A 14,162-nucleotide genomic window follows, 5' to 3' on the forward strand; every position below is an offset into this window, starting at 1 on the left:
GAGACTCAAGACGGGACGACGTCGGCCCTGGCTGTTACTTGGCGGGAACTGCGCTTGTGGCTGTCTCCTCGGGGGCTTCGGACGCGGGGGGTGCGCTCACGTCGACGAAGTCCTCGCTGTTCTGCGATTGTACAGCCCCGTCGGGGTGCCACTGCCGGCCGGGAACGTAGACCGACGGCTCCCACCCGGTGTGGCGGCGCTGCTGCACGATGATGATGGCGAGCCCCACCACGATGCCGAGGATCGCCGCCCAGACGTTGGTGCGCAGCCCGAAGAAGATCTCGCTGGGATCGATGCGGATCGACTCCCAGACGACGCGTCCTGCGCAGTACCACACCAGGTACAGGCCGAAGAGGCGGCCCCACTGCAGGCGGAGCTTGCGGCCTGCCCACAGCAGCACCACGACGCCCAGCAGGTTCCACAGCACCTCGTACAGGAACGTGGGGTGGAAGAGCGTCCCCTCGGGGAGGCCGGCGGGCCAGGCGGCGTTGGGGTAATCGATCTCCAGACCCCACGGCAGGTCGGTGGGCACGCCGTAGAGCTCCTGGTTGAACCAGTTGCCGAACCGACCCAGTGCCTGTGCGAGCAGCAGGCCGGGCGCCAGGGCGTCGGCGAAGCTCCAGAATCGCAGACCGGTCCAGCGGCATCCGATCCAGGCGCCGACCGCACCGCCGATGAGCGCGCCGAAGATGGCGATGCCTCCGTCCCAGACGTTCCAGATGGCATCCTGCTCGAAGGGGTTCCACCACTGCCGACCCTCGGCGAAGTAGAAGCCGGGGTGCGTGGCCACGTGGAAGATGCGGGCTCCGACGATGCCGAGGATCACGGCGGGAAGGGACACGTCGATGACGACCCAGGGCTCCGCGCCCCGCTTGGTGAGCCTGTGGTTCGTGAGCAGGACCGCGGCGATGATGCCGGCGATGATGCACAACGCGTAGAAGTAGATGCGCAGCGGACCGAGCTCCCAGTAGCTGACCGAGGGGCTGGGAATGCTGGCGACGACGCTCGCGGCGGCGGTGATCATGGTGAACCGTGTCCTTGCGTTCGGAGTGCCGGCGCCACGCCGGCGGGGGAAAGTCTAGTTCGCGTGCGCGGCGGATCCCGAGGTGAGCGCGCGCGCCGTCGCCGCCAGGGCGTCGAGACCGCCGTCGCGCAGCGCGCGCACGAGGGCCGTGCCGACGATCGCGCCGTCGGCGTACGCGCCCACACCCGCGACCTGATCCGGCGTCGAGATGCCGATGCCGACGCATGCACGGCGGCAGCTGTGCTCGCGCAGCCGCTGCACCAGCGTGCGGGCTGCGGCGTCCAGTTCCGCGCGCTCCCCGGTGATGCCCATCGTCGAGACGGTGTAGACGAAGCCCGTGGATGCCTGGACGATGAGGTCCAGGCGTTCGTCGGTGGAGGTGGGCGCAGCCAGGAACACGCGGTCGAGGCCGGTGCGCTCGGAAGCGGCGATCCACTCGGCTGCGGCGTCGGGGGTGATGTCGGGCGTGATGAGGCCCGCTCCCCCGGCGGCGAGGAGATCGTCGGCGTAGCGGTCGACGCCGTACTGCATGACCGGGTTCCAGTAGGTCATCACCAGCACCGGCACATCGACGCGCGCGGTGATCTCACGCACCGCGGTGAAGATGTCCCGCAGGCGGAAGCCGCCGGCGAGGGCCGCCTGGGTCGCTTCCTGGATGACCGTGCCGTCCATCACCGGATCGGAGTAGGGCGGACCGAGTTCGAGGATGTCGGCGCCGTTCTCGGCGAGGGTGACAGCGGCCTCGATGCTCGTCTGCAGGTCGGGGAAGCCCAGCGGCAGATAGCCCACGAACGCCGTGCGCCCTGCGGCAGCGGCGGCGTCGATTGCGGCGGCGACGCGAGAGGTCACAGCTCGATCCCCTCTCCGGAGGCGGCTTCGTCCTCGGGCGGTGTGACGACGGGCGCCGGGGCCTCGTCGCTGTAGAGCCCGAACCAGCGGGCGGCCGTGTCCATGTCCTTGTCGCCGCGGCCCGACAGGCTCACGGCGATGACGGCATCCGGGCCGAGTTCACGGCCGAGGCGCATCGCGCCCGCGAGGGCGTGCGCGGACTCGATCGCGGGGATGATCCCCTCGGTGCGGCTGAGCAGGCGCAGTGCTTCCATCGCCTCGGCGTCGGTGGCCGGGATGTACTCGGCGCGGCCGATCGACGACAGCCAGGCGTGCGCGGGTCCGACACCGGGATAGTCGAGCCCGGCCGAGATCGAGTGCGACTCCACGGTCTGGCCGTCTTCGTCCTGCAGCACGAACGTCTTCGCACCGTGCAGCACGCCGGGACGACCGCGTTCGATGGATGCCGCGTGGCGCGGCGTGTCCACGCCGTCGCCGGCCGCCTCCACACCGTAGAGGCGCACGCCCTCGTCGTCGAGGAACGCGTCGAACATGCCGATCGCGTTGGAGCCGCCGCCCACGCAGGCGACGACGGCATCGGGCAGGCGTCCGACCTCGTCGAGCAGCTGCGCGCGGGCCTCTTCGCTGATGATCTTCTGGAAGTCGCGCACCATCGCGGGGAACGGATGCGGGCCCGCGGCGGTGCCGAAGATGTAGTTGGTCGTCTCGACGCTCGCGACCCAGTCGCGGTATGCCTCGTTGATGGCATCCTTCAGCGTGCGGGAGCCCGTCGTGACCGGGATCACCTCGGCGCCGAGCAGGCGCATGCGGGCGACGTTGAGCGCCTGTCGCTCGGTGTCGACCTCGCCCATGTAGATCGTGCAGTCGAACCCGAAGAGGGCGGCCGCGGTCGCCGTCGCCACACCGTGCTGACCCGCGCCGGTCTCGGCGATGACGCGCGTCTTGCCGAGCCGCTTGGTGAGCAGAGCCTGCCCGATGACGTTGTTGATCTTGTGGGATCCGGTGTGGTTGAGGTCCTCGCGCTTGAGGAAGACCCGTGCGCCGCCGGCATGCTCGGCGAACCGCGGCACCTCCGTGAGAGGCGATGGCCGGCCGGCGTAGGAGCGCAGCAGGCGCTGGAACTCGTCTTCGAACGTGGGGTCGGATTTGGCCGCCTCGTAGACGGCGGTCAGCTCGTCGATCGCGGCGATGAGCGACTCGGGCATGTACCGCCCGCCGAAGTCGCCGAAGTAGGGACCTGCAGCGTCGCGCAGACTCATGAGCCGGCCTCCAGGAAAGCAGTGAGGGTCGCCACGGGGTCGCCGGTGACCAGCGCCTCCCCGATGAGGACGACGTCGGCGCCGGCGCCACGGTAGTGGGCGACGTCGGCGGGGGTGAGCACGGCGGACTCGGCGATCTTCACGGCATCCGCCGGGAGGTGCTCGGCGAGGCGGCCGAAGAGGTCGCGGTCGAGTTCGAAGGTCGACAGGTCGCGGGCGTTGACGCCGACCAGGCGCGCGCCGATGTCGGCCGCGCGCTGCACCTCGACGAGGGAGTGGGTCTCGGCCAGCGGCGTCATGCCCAGTTCGAGCACCATGTCGTGCAGCCGCGCGAGCAGCGGCTGGTCGAGGGCCGCGACGATCAGCAGCACGAGGTCAGCCCCCGACGCCCTGGCTTCGAGCACCTGGTAGGGCGTCGCGATGAAGTCCTTGCGCAGCACCGGCAGCGACACGGCGGCCTTGACCGCCTCGAGGTCGGCGAGGCTGCCCTTGAAGCGGCGCCCCTCTGTCAGCACCGAGATCGCGCTCGCTCCCCCGGCCTCGTAGAGCGAGGCCTGGTAGGCGGGATCGGGGATCTCCGCCAGGTCGCCGCGCGAAGGGCTCGCACGCTTGACCTCGGCGATGATCTTGACGCGGTCCGCCGGCGCCAGAGCGCTCAGCGCGTCACGCGCGGGAGGCTGAGCGAGGGCGAGCGTCTCGACCTCGGCGAGCGGCCGCAGTCGGGCGCGCTCTTCGGCATCCTCCACCGCGCCGGCCGTCAGGCCCGCGAGCATGGTCAATGCTGCTTCGGGGCGTACTTGTCGCCGTGGGCCCCGTAGCCGGCCTTGGCCATGGCCCAGCCGACGATGGCGCCGACGACGAGCAGTCCGGCCGAGGCCCAGACGAGCGCGGGCATGTCGAGCCAGAAGAAGAGCGTGCCGAGCACGAAGGCGAGCAGCATGATGACGACGGCGGTCCACGCTGCCGGGGAGTGTCCGTGGCCGGGGTCGCCGATGTGGTTGCTCATGGGTCTCCTTCGCGTGCGAGCGGCGGGGCGGCCGCTCGGATCAGTCTAGCGGGGTCAGGCAGTCGGGTCCGCGCCGTGGGACAGGTCGTCCCACGAGTCGATCGCGTCATGGGGGCGGGATGCCGCGGGGCCGGGGACGGTCGTGTCGGCGCGGTAGCGGCGGCCGGCGCCCCGCCAGCGGTGCGCCGTGGCGAGCGTGATGATGCCGGCGGCGGTGATGAGCAGGGATCCGGCGAGGCCGGCCCACGGCCACACCGTGGCGTCGATGCGGGCGACCAGGGACGACACCGCGCCGAGCCCGCTGAGCCCGGTCGCCTCGGTCACCGTCGAGGCCACGGCCGACACCGGGGGGTTCACGGCGACGGACCAGACGAGCGCGAGGAGCATGCCGCCCGCGGCCAGCGCGATGACGCCGAAGACGTACCGCAGCACCGGGCCGACGACGGTGAGGGCCAGCCCCAGCGCCAGGGCCGTCAAACCCAGTGGAGCGAGCACCGGCACCGCCGAGGCGCCGGGCACCGCGAGGGTGTGGGCGGCGCCGTCGTCGAGGGTGACGTCGAGCCAGGTCTGGGTGGACGCGATGACCGCGACACCGCCGCCGATCACGGTGGCGAGCACCGCGAGCAGTCGGGCGCGCCGCATCACGGCGTCTCCGTCACGGGGTGCAGATCGTCGGCGTCGAAGCAGGTGCGCGTGCCGGTGTGGCATGCCGCGCCGACCTGCTCGACCTGCACGAGCACGGCGTCGCCATCGCAATCGAGCCGCGCCCCGCGCACGAGCTGGATGTGGCCCGAGGTGTCGCCCTTGCGCCAGTACTCCTGACGAGAGCGGGACCAGAAGGTCACCCGGCCGGTGGTCAGCGTGCGGCGCAGCGCCTCGGCATCCATCCACGCCAGCATGAGCACCTCACCGGTGTCCCACTGCTGGATGATCGCGGCGACCAGCCCCTGCTCGTCGAATCGCACGCGCGCGATGCGGGCGTCGAGATCGTCGGTCATGACATCACCTGCTGCGTGCGCACGACGATGCCGTCGGCGGCCAATGCGTCCTTGACCTCGCCGACGGTGAGCTGCCCGGAGTGGAACACCGACGCGGCGAGCACCGCGTCCGCGCCCGCGTGCACCGCCGGCGCGAAGTGCGTGACGTCGCCGGCGCCGCCCGAGGCGATCACCGGCACACGGGAGAGCTCGCGCATGGCGCCGATCAGCTCGAGGTCGAAGCCCTGCTTCGTGCCGTCGGCGTCGATGGAATTGACGAGCAGTTCGCCTGCGCCGCGCGCGATGGCCTCGCGGGCCCAGTCGAGCGCATCGAGCTGGGTGCGGGTGCGGCCGCCGTGGGTGGTCACGACGAAGCCCGACGCGGTATCGGGCGAGCGCGTGACATCGAGCGACAGCACGAGCACCTGGGCGCCGAAGCGGTCGGCGATCTCGTCGATGAGCGCGGGGCGCGCGATGGCGGCGGAGTTCACCCCGATCTTGTCGGCGCCCACCGCCAGCAGCCGCGCGACGTCGTCGACGGTGCGCACTCCCCCGCCGACGGTGAGCGGGATGAACACCTCTTCGGCGGTGCGGCGCACGACGTCGTAGGTCGTCGCGCGCTGGTCGACCGTGGCGGTCACGTCGAGGAAGGTGATCTCGTCGGCGCCCTGCGCGAAGTACAGTCGTGCCAGCTCGACGGGATCGCCCATGTCGCGCAGGTTCTCGAAGTTCACGCCCTTCACCACGCGCCCGGCGGCGACGTCGAGGCAGGGGATGACGCGGCAGGCCAGCGTCATCAGAGCCTCGCGTTGTGGATCGCGGTCACCAGGATCGCGCGGGCGCCGATCGCATAGAGGGCATCCATGATCTGGTTCACCCGACGACGCTCGACCATGACGCGCACTGCGACCCAGGCCGGATCGCGCAGCGGCGAGATGGTCGGGGACTCGATGCCGCCGGCGATCGCGACGGCCTCGTCGACGAGGGATGCCGGCAGGTCGTAGTCGACCATGACGTACCGGCGCGCGACCATGACGCCGCGCAGGCGCCGCAGCAGGGTCTCGGTGCCGTCCGCCTCGCGGGGAGATCCGATCAGCACCGCCTCGGACTGCAGCAGCACGGGACCGAAGATCTCGAGCCCCGCCTGGCGCAGGGTCGTGCCCGTCGAGACGACATCGGCGACGGCGTCGGCGACGCCCAGCTGCACGGCGGATTCGACCGCGCCGTCGAGCGGGACGAGGTCCACGGCCACGCCGCGCTCGTCGAGGTATGCGTCCACGAGGCCCGGGTAGGCGGTGGCGACGCGCAGCCCGTCGAGGTCGGCGAGGGCGGTGAATCGTCCGGGAGGGCCGGCAAAGCGGAACGTCGACGCGCCGAACCCGAGAGCCTCGATCTCGCGGGCACCCGGCATGCGGGCATCCAGCAGCAGGTCGCGGCCGGTGATGCCGACATCCAGCGCGCCGGAGCCGACGTAGGTCGCGATGTCCTTGGGACGCAGATAGAAGAACTCGACCTCGTTGACCGGGTCGATGACGTGCAGGTCCTTCGGGTCACGACGGCCGGTGTAGCCCGCTTCGGCGAGCATGTCGGCGGCGGTGTCGGCCAGCGAGCCCTTGTTCGGCACGGCGATTCGCAGCATGGGGAGCTTTCGGTGAGGGGAGGGCGGATCGGGAGCGGGGCTCACAGATGTCGGTAGACGTCCTGCAGGCTCAGGCCCTTGGCCAGCATCAGCACCTGCAGGTGGTACAGCAGCTGCGAGATCTCCTCAGCGGCGGCATCCTGCGACTCGTACTCCGCGGCCATCCACACCTCGGCGGCCTCTTCGACGATCTTCTTCCCGATCGCGTGGACACCGGCATCCAGCTCGGCCACGGTGCCCGATCCCTCGGGGCGCTGCTCCGCCTTGGCGGACAGCTCGGCGAACAGGGCGTCGAACGTCTTCACTCTGACAGGTTACCCGTCAGTGCCGGTGGGCGAGCGCGGCCGCGGAGCGGAGGGCCGTGATCGCGGCCTGCGGGTCGGCGGCGCCGAACACCGCGGAGCCCGCGACGAACGTGTCGGCGCCCGCTTCGGCGGCCTGTGCGATGGTCGATTCGCCGATGCCGCCGTCGACCTGCAGCCACACGGCGCTTCCGCGCCGGCGGGCCTCGTCGGCGAGCGAGCGCAGCTTGGGCATGGTCTCGGGCATGAACGACTGGCCGCCGAATCCGGGCTCCACGGTCATCACCAGGATCTGGTCGAACTCGTCGAGCACCTCGAACAGGCCCTCCACCGGGGTGCCCGGCTTGACGGCGACGCCCGCACGCGCGCCGATGGCGCGCAGGCGGCGGGCGAGGGCGACGGGATCGGTGGCGGCCTCGAGGTGGAAGGTCACCGACGCCGCGCCGAGCTCGGCGTACTCCGGCGCCCACCGGGCAGGGTCGTCGATCATCAGGTGGACGTCGAGCGGCACGGGGCTCGTCTGCTGGATGCGGCCGACCATCTGCGGGCCGAACGTGAGGTTCGGGACGAAATGGTTGTCCATGACGTCGACGTGCACGAAGTCGGCGGTGGCGATGCGGGCGAGCTCCGCCTGCATGTTCACGAAATCGGCGGCGAGGATGCTCGGATTGACGCGGACGTCGGCGGTGGCGGTCACTCCCCCATTATCCCGCCCCCGCCGCGCCCGCTGCTCCGCGCGGGTCGCTGCGCGCGGGCCGCGCCCGGCGCTCCGCGCGGGTCGCGCCCAGCGCTGCTCGGGTGTCGCGAATGGCCGCTGCCGCGGGTCCGCGCTGTGCGGACGCGACACAAGAGCGGGTCCCGCCCGCACCCCGGGCTGCTCGTGTGTCGCGAATGGCGGGTGCCCGCGTGGCTGCACTGCGCGGATGCGACACACGAGCGGCTCCTGGCCGCCGGGAGCGGCTCCCGCACCCAGCGCGGCTCGCGCGGCGCGCGGCGGGGTCAGCGACGCCGCAGGAGCGTGATCGACACCGCATCGCAGCCGTGGCGCTGCGCCGGGGCTGCTCGGGTGTCGTGAATGGTGGGTGGGGCGGGGCCGCACCGTGCGGATGTGACACTCGAGCGGCTCCCGCCCGCCGCGAGCCGCTCCCGCCCGCGGCGCGCGGCGACCGCCCGCGGCGCGCGGCGACCGCCCGCGGCGCGCGGCGGGCGGCGCGGCGCGGGCGGCGGGGTCAGCGACGCTGCAGCAGCGTGATCGACATCGCGTCGGTGCCGTGGCGGTGCGGCCACAGCTGCGCGCGGCCGGAGCCGTCGGTCTGCGGGGGCAGATCCAGCGGGGTGCGGGACGCCGACGACACGATGGCGCGCGCGTCGAGCTCCGTCACCTCGTCGCCGAACGCACGGCGCAGCTCCGCGGTGATCGCGGCCGTCTCCGCCAGATGCGGGGAGCACGTCACGTAGGCGAGGATGCCGCCGGGGCGCAGTGCCCCGACCGCGGCCGAGGCGAGCCCCAGCTGCAGGTCGGTGAGCTCGGGGATGTCCGCCGGGCTCTTGCGCCACCGTGCTTCGGGTCGGCGACGCAGCGCTCCGAGCCCCGTGCACGGCGCATCGACGAGGATGCGGTCGTACGCCCCGGGTGTCGCGGCCGCACGCTCGCGTCCGTCGGTCTCGCTGACGGGCACCTCCACGGGGATGCCCGCGACGGAGTCCCGCACGAGGCGGGCGCGCACGGCGGAGGGCTCGTTGGCCTCGAGGTGCGCGCCGCGCTCCAGCGCCTCGGCGGCGAGGATCGCCGTCTTGCCGCCGGGGCCGGCGCACAGGTCGAGCCAGCGCTCCCCCTGCCGCACCGGAGCCGCGGCGACCAGGGCGAGCGCCGCGAGCTGCGAGCCCTCGTCCTGCACGCGGATGCGGCCACCGGCGCGAGAGATCAGCGCCTCGGGGGCACCGCCGCCCGAGCGGAAGCCGAAGGGCGAATACGGGGTGCGCTGCGCGTCGGCGGGGATCTCCGCCAGTCCCGGCAGCGCCGCCATCGTGACCTGTGGCGAGGCGTTGTCGGCCGCGAGCAGGTCGTCGAGCTCGTCGGCGCGCCCCTCGGCGGCCAGTGCACGTCGCAGCGCCCTGATCACCCAGACCGGGTGCGCGTACTGCAGCCCCAGCCGCTCGTCGTCCGAGCGGGCGGCGGCGGTGATGCGCTGCATCCAGTCGCCGGGGGTCTCCCGCGACACCCGCCGCAGCACCGCGTTGACGAAACCGGCCGCGCCCTGGCCGGCGGCGTCACGCGCGAGCGCGACGGACTCATTCACCGCGGCGTGCGAGGCCACCCGTGTGGACAGCAGCTGGTGCACGCCCAGCCGCAGCGCATCGAGCACCGGCGGGTCGATGTCGTCGGGCGAGCGGTCGGCGGCGGCGGCGATGATCGCGTCGTAGGTCCCCTGGCGGCGGAGGGTGCCGTAGGTGAGCTCGGTCGCCAGCCCTGCGTCGGCCGGCGTCAGGCCCGCCGCTCGGATCTCCCGCGGCAGCAGCAGATTCGCGTACGCGTCGGATTCGTGCACGCCGCGGAGGGTTTCGAACGCCACCCGGCGCGCGAGGGTCGCGCCGCTCATGATCCGGCCACCGCATCGGTCAGCCGCGCGCCGCGCCACCAGTCGGCGGCATCCATCGCGCCCTTCCCCGCAGGCTGCACGCGCACCAGGCGCACTCCCCCATCCGTCGTCCCCACGACGACATCGCGCCCGACGAGCCCGATGCGTCCGGGAGCGAGATCGGCGACCTCGGCGGTTTCGACGACCTCGGCTCCGAGCACCTTCAGCCGCTGCCCGTCCACCGTCGTGTGAGCGCCGGGCTCGGGGGTCGTCCCGTGCACCCGATCCACGACGCGGCGCGCGGGCTGATGCCAATCGAGCGCGCCGTCGGCGAGGGTCAGCTTGCCGGCGTACGTGGGGTCCCCCACCTGCGGGACGGCGCGCGCGGTGCCGGCGGCGATGGCGTCGACGACGTCGACGAGCAGCCCGGCGCCCATGTCGGCGAGGGTCGTGAGCAGTTCTCCGGCCGTGGCACCGGCGGGCACGTCGTAGGCGACCTCGCCGTAGACATCGCCCGCGTCGAGCTCGGCCACGAGCTGGAACACGCTCGCGCCCGTGGTGCGATCGCCCGCGATGAGCGCGTGCTGCACGGGAGCGGCGCCCCGCCAGCGCGGCAGCAGGGAGAAGTGCAGATTGATCCAGCCGTGGGGCGGCAGGGACAGCAGGGGTTCGCGAACGAGCCCGCCGTAGGCGACGATCACGCCGAGTTCGGGCTGCAGGGCGCCGATGGCATCCGTCGCCGCCGCATCGAGGCGATCGGTTTTGATCGTGGGGATGCCGCGTTCGGCCGCGGCCTGCGCGACGGGCGACGGCGTCAGCACGCGCTTGCGGCCGAGCGGCGCATCGGTGCGCGTCACGACGCCGACGACGTCGTGGCCGGGCGCGGCGACGAGGGCGTGGAGGGACGGGACGGCGGGTTCGGGGGTACCCGCGAAGACGAGACGCATGAGGCTCCTTACAGATCCAGGTCGGGGACGTCGACGCGTACTCTCAGGGTCGCACGGGCCGGGCCCGGGCGTCCCTTCGCGGAGCGTCGTGCGCGCAGCGCGTCGGCGACGACCGCCGAGCGCAGGGATTCGGCGACGGCGCGGCCCAGTCCGTAGTCGAAGCGCACCACCGCGCGCGCGCCGGCTTCGGTGCTCACCGGACCCAGGATCGCCTCGTCGGTGAGGGTGGGGACGTCCGCACGCAGGGTGTCGAGGCACGTCCGCACCGCCTCGGTGGAGCCGTCGACGGTGGCCACGCGCACCACGGGGGGCATGTGCAGCGGTGCGCGTTCGGCGAGTTCGGTGCGGGCGTAGGCGGCCTGGGTCCACGTGGCCAGTGCCCGCGCGACGGCGCCCGTGACGCTCACGAGATGCACGGGGGCGCCGGGGGCGGCCAGCGCGGCCGCGTTGGACCACCACCGCAGGCACGATTCGCCGATGCGCAGGTCGTCGGCCATGAGCATGCGGTCGCCGTCGAGCAGGACGACCGCGCGGTAGCCGCCCGCTGCGATCGGCTCCGCTCCCCGGGTGGCGATCACGAGGGCGGGCTTGGCGTCGACGTGCGTCACGGGATGCACGCCGTCGGCGACGATGACACGCGTGTTCGGGAAAGCCCTCCCCAGCTCGTCGGCGGTGCGCTCGCTCCCCGCCGACGCCATGCGCAGTCGCGTGCTCTCGCAGTTCGCGCACTTCCAGGCGGGGGCGTTGCGGCCGCACACCGCGCACTCGGGCACGGCGCCGGGGCGACGCGCGCGCAGGGGGCCGGCGCAGTGGGGGCAGCGGGCAGGTGTGCGGCAGTCCGCGCAGACGAGCACGGGCGCATACCCGGGGCGCGACACCTGCACGAGGACGGGACCGGCGGCCAGTCCCTCCCGCGCGGCCGCGAAGGCGGAAGACGGCACCCGCGCGCCCTGGGCCTCTCCTTCGCGTGTGGCCGAGAGCACGACGCGCGGACTCGTGCGCCGGCGGGCGGGCACGTCCCGCACCCAGCCGATCGCGACGAGGCGCTCCGCGTCGGTGGTGCGGGTGTGCCCGGCGAAGAGCAGGGCGGCGCCGTCGAGCTCCTGGCGCACCAGGGCGGCGTCACGGGCATGCACGCCGGGACTCAGCGGCTCGGCGAGCAGCGGATCGCCGTCGTCCCAGATCGCCACCAGCCCGGGCGCGTGCACCGGCGCGTACACGGTCGAGCGATTGCCCACCACGATGCAGGGCTGGTCGGTGAGCACGCGCAGGTACGAGGCGTAGCGCTCGGGGCCCGACCGCCGCGCGTCGTCACGCACGAGTGCGCCGGCGGGAACGCGAGCGGCGAGGGCCTGTTCGAGCTGGCCCTGGTCGCGGTGGTCGGGCACGACCAGCACCGCACTGCGCCCAGCGGCCAGCGTGCGGACGGCCGCCGCGGCCAGCAGCTGAGCCCACGCTCCGACGGTCTCCCCCGATGCGAGCGTCACCGGATGCGGCGGGGCGTCGAGGGCGAGGCGCTCGCCGTCGAGGAGCGCCTCGGCGAGGCCGGGGAACGTCGCCAGCACGTCGGCGGACCAGGCGACGTCCGCGTCGGCGACGACGGGTGCGGTGACCGGGCCTGCGGCGAGCCACGTCTTCTCGGCGCGCACCATGCGCTTGGGGATCGCCAATCGCAGGATGTCCGATGCGGATCCCGCCGCACGATCGGCCGCACGGCGGGCGAGCGCATACAGCCCGGGCGGCAGCACCGCCACGGTGGAGATCACCGAATCCACCCGCGACAGCGGGCGCCCTGCGGCATCCGCTTCGTCGACCTCGATCACGTACGCGTCGACGAGACGGCCTGCCGTGCGCAGCGGCACGCGCACGCGGACACCGGGCGTCACGGCGGACACCAGTTCGTCGGGGACCTCGTAGTCGAACAGCCGGTCCAGCTGCGGCAGGGGCGAATCGATGAGCACGCGCGCCACGCGTCGGGTGGTCATCTCGGTGCCCGGGTCTGTCAGGACAGCCCGGCGGCCGCGCGCAGCTCGTCGACGCGGTCGGTGCGCTCCCACGTGAAGTCCGGCAGCTCGCGGCCGAAGTGGCCGTAGGCGGCGGTCTGCGCGTAGATGGGGCGCAGCAGGTCGAGCTGGTCGATGATCGCCTTCGGGCGCAGGTCGAACACCTCGCGGATGGCGCGGCGGATCGTCTCGTCCGAGACCTGCCCGGTGCCGAACGTCTCCACGTAGAGGCCCACGGGCTTGGCCTTGCCGATGGCATACGCCACCTGCACCTCCAGTCGCTCGGCGAGCCCGGCGGCGACGGCGTTCTTGGCGACCCAGCGCATGGCGTAGGCGGCCGAGCGGTCGACCTTCGACGGGTCCTTGCCGCTGAAGGCGCCGCCGCCGTGACGGGACGCGCCACCGTAGGTGTCGATGATGATCTTGCGGCCGGTGAGCCCGGCGTCGCCCTTGGGTCCGCCGGTGACGAACGGACCGGCGGGGTTGATGAAGTAGCGCACGTCGGGCATGGCCAGACCGGTCTCCTCCAGCACGGGGTCGATGACCTCGGCGCGGACGGCCGCGCGCAGTGCCTTCTGCGAGATGTCGGCCTGATGCTGCGTGGACAGCACCACGGACTCCACCGTCACGGGGGTGTGACCGTCGTACCCGAGGGTGACCTGCGTCTTGCCGTCGGGCCGCAGGAACGGCAGCGCCCCGGAACGGCGCACCGCGGCGAGCCTCTCGGCGATGCGATGCGCGGTCCAGATGGCCATGGGCATGAACTGCGGGGTCTCGTCGGTGGCGTAGCCGAACATGATGCCCTGGTCGCCCGCACCCTGCAGGTCGTGCGGGTCGTCGGAGCCGTCCTCGCGCCGCTCGAACGCCTTGTCGACGCCGGCGGCGATGTCGGAGGACTGCGCGCCGATCGACACGCTCACGCCGCACGAGTTGCCGTCGAAGCCGGCGTCGCTCGAGGTGTACCCGATGCGGTTGACGACCTCGCGCACGATGGCGGGGATCTCGACGTAGGCGCTCGTGGAGACCTCGCCCGCGACATGCACGAGCCCGGTGGTGACGAGCGTCTCCACCGCGACGCGGCCGTTCGGGTCCTCGGTGAGGATCGCGTCGAGGATGCTGTCGGAGATCTGGTCGCAGATCTTGTCTGGGTGACCCTCGGTGACGGACTCGGAGGTGAACAGGCGCAGATCGGTCATCGATGCTCCAGGTCGAGGGCGGTGGTGGTGGGCAAAAGTATGCGCCGTGCGGCGGACACGCTCGAAAGCGGGCCGCCGCACGGCGTCACAGGGGTCGCTGACTCAGTCGACGTGGCGAAGGCGCAGCTTGTCCTCGTGGATCTCGTGCAGCGCGATCGTGAGGGGCTTGTCCTCGACGGTCGAGTCGACGAGCGGGCCGACGTTGTCGAAGAGGTTGCCCTCGTGAAGGTCGGAGTAGTAGTCGTTGATCTGACGCGCCCGCTTGGATGCGTAGATCACGAGCTGGTACTTCGAGTCGACCTTCTCCAGCAGTGCGTCGATGGGCGGATCGATGATTCCCTGGTCGCGAGTGGCCATGCGGGACCTCCTGAGGTCATGGTC

Annotated in this window: 16 protein-coding genes; all 16 read right to left on the reverse strand. The window is 72.5% G+C overall.

The genetic code is table 11. The features are described 5' to 3' along the window. Positions 1-34: 34 nt before the first annotated feature. A complete protein-coding gene (gene lgt, locus QNO26_RS07085) occupies positions 35-1,024 on the reverse strand; it encodes a prolipoprotein diacylglyceryl transferase (RefSeq protein ID WP_257531043.1) in 990 nt (329 codons plus the stop codon). Positions 1,025-1,078: 54 nt separating this feature from the next. After that, positions 1,079-1,873, reverse strand: coding sequence for a tryptophan synthase subunit alpha (gene trpA, locus QNO26_RS07090; protein WP_257531041.1), 795 nt, complete (start codon positions 1,871-1,873; stop codon positions 1,079-1,081). Beyond that, on the reverse strand, positions 1,870-3,132 hold the full coding sequence (gene trpB, locus QNO26_RS07095; RefSeq protein WP_257638355.1) for a tryptophan synthase subunit beta: 1,263 nt from the start codon (positions 3,130-3,132) through the stop codon (positions 1,870-1,872). Before trpB ends, trpA begins: the two co-directional genes overlap by 4 nt. After that, positions 3,129-3,905, reverse strand: a complete 777-nt coding sequence (gene trpC / locus QNO26_RS07100; RefSeq protein WP_257638356.1) for an indole-3-glycerol phosphate synthase TrpC — start codon at positions 3,903-3,905, stop codon at positions 3,129-3,131. The genes trpB and trpC overlap by 4 nt, the downstream gene beginning before the upstream one ends. 2 nt (positions 3,906-3,907) lie before the next feature. Further along, a complete protein-coding gene (locus QNO26_RS07105) occupies positions 3,908-4,138 on the reverse strand; it encodes a DUF6704 family protein (protein WP_257531035.1) in 231 nt (76 codons plus the stop codon). Between the two features lie 54 nt (positions 4,139-4,192). Next, positions 4,193-4,780 (reverse strand): Trp biosynthesis-associated membrane protein, encoded by a 588-nt coding sequence (locus tag QNO26_RS07110; RefSeq protein ID WP_257531033.1) that lies wholly within the window; start codon positions 4,778-4,780, stop codon positions 4,193-4,195. Further along, positions 4,780-5,136, reverse strand: a complete 357-nt coding sequence (gene hisI, locus QNO26_RS07115; protein WP_257531031.1) for a phosphoribosyl-AMP cyclohydrolase — start codon at positions 5,134-5,136, stop codon at positions 4,780-4,782. Before hisI ends, QNO26_RS07110 begins: the two co-directional genes overlap by 1 nt. Further along, entirely contained in the window at positions 5,133-5,912 is a 780-nt protein-coding gene (hisF, locus tag QNO26_RS07120; RefSeq protein ID WP_257638357.1) for an imidazole glycerol phosphate synthase subunit HisF, read from the reverse strand. The genes hisI and hisF overlap by 4 nt, the downstream gene beginning before the upstream one ends. After that, positions 5,912-6,754 carry an ATP phosphoribosyltransferase gene (hisG, locus tag QNO26_RS07125; protein ID WP_257638358.1) on the reverse strand — a complete coding sequence of 281 codons (843 nt, stop codon included), beginning with the start codon at positions 6,752-6,754 and terminating at the stop codon, positions 5,912-5,914. Before hisG ends, hisF begins: the two co-directional genes overlap by 1 nt. A gap of 41 nt (positions 6,755-6,795) precedes the next feature. Beyond that, a complete protein-coding gene (locus tag QNO26_RS07130; RefSeq protein ID WP_257531025.1) occupies positions 6,796-7,059 on the reverse strand; it encodes a phosphoribosyl-ATP diphosphatase in 264 nt (87 codons plus the stop codon). A gap of 16 nt (positions 7,060-7,075) precedes the next feature. Beyond that, a complete protein-coding gene (rpe, locus tag QNO26_RS07135) occupies positions 7,076-7,753 on the reverse strand; it encodes a ribulose-phosphate 3-epimerase (protein WP_257531023.1) in 678 nt (225 codons plus the stop codon). 532 nt (positions 7,754-8,285) lie between these two features. Further along, positions 8,286-9,656, reverse strand: coding sequence for an RsmB/NOP family class I SAM-dependent RNA methyltransferase (locus QNO26_RS07140; protein WP_257531021.1), 1,371 nt, complete (start codon positions 9,654-9,656; stop codon positions 8,286-8,288). Next, positions 9,653-10,582, reverse strand: coding sequence for a methionyl-tRNA formyltransferase (fmt, locus tag QNO26_RS07145; RefSeq protein ID WP_257531019.1), 930 nt, complete (start codon positions 10,580-10,582; stop codon positions 9,653-9,655). Before fmt ends, QNO26_RS07140 begins: the two co-directional genes overlap by 4 nt. Before the next feature lie 8 nt (positions 10,583-10,590). After that, positions 10,591-12,567 (reverse strand): primosomal protein N' family DNA-binding protein, encoded by a 1,977-nt coding sequence (locus QNO26_RS07150; RefSeq protein ID WP_257638359.1) that lies wholly within the window; start codon positions 12,565-12,567, stop codon positions 10,591-10,593. Between the two features lie 17 nt (positions 12,568-12,584). Further along, the gene (gene metK, locus QNO26_RS07155; protein ID WP_257531015.1) at positions 12,585-13,781 is read right to left on the reverse strand and encodes a methionine adenosyltransferase; all 1,197 of its coding nucleotides are present in this window, start codon (positions 13,779-13,781) and stop codon (positions 12,585-12,587) included. 102 nt (positions 13,782-13,883) lie between these two features. Then, the gene (gene rpoZ / locus QNO26_RS07160; protein WP_257493587.1) at positions 13,884-14,138 is read right to left on the reverse strand and encodes a DNA-directed RNA polymerase subunit omega; all 255 of its coding nucleotides are present in this window, start codon (positions 14,136-14,138) and stop codon (positions 13,884-13,886) included. Positions 14,139-14,162 lie beyond the last annotated feature (24 nt).

It is taken from the genome of Microbacterium sp. zg-Y1090 (assembly GCF_030246945.1).
In the GTDB taxonomy this organism is placed as follows: domain Bacteria; phylum Actinomycetota; class Actinomycetes; order Actinomycetales; family Microbacteriaceae; genus Microbacterium; species Microbacterium wangruii.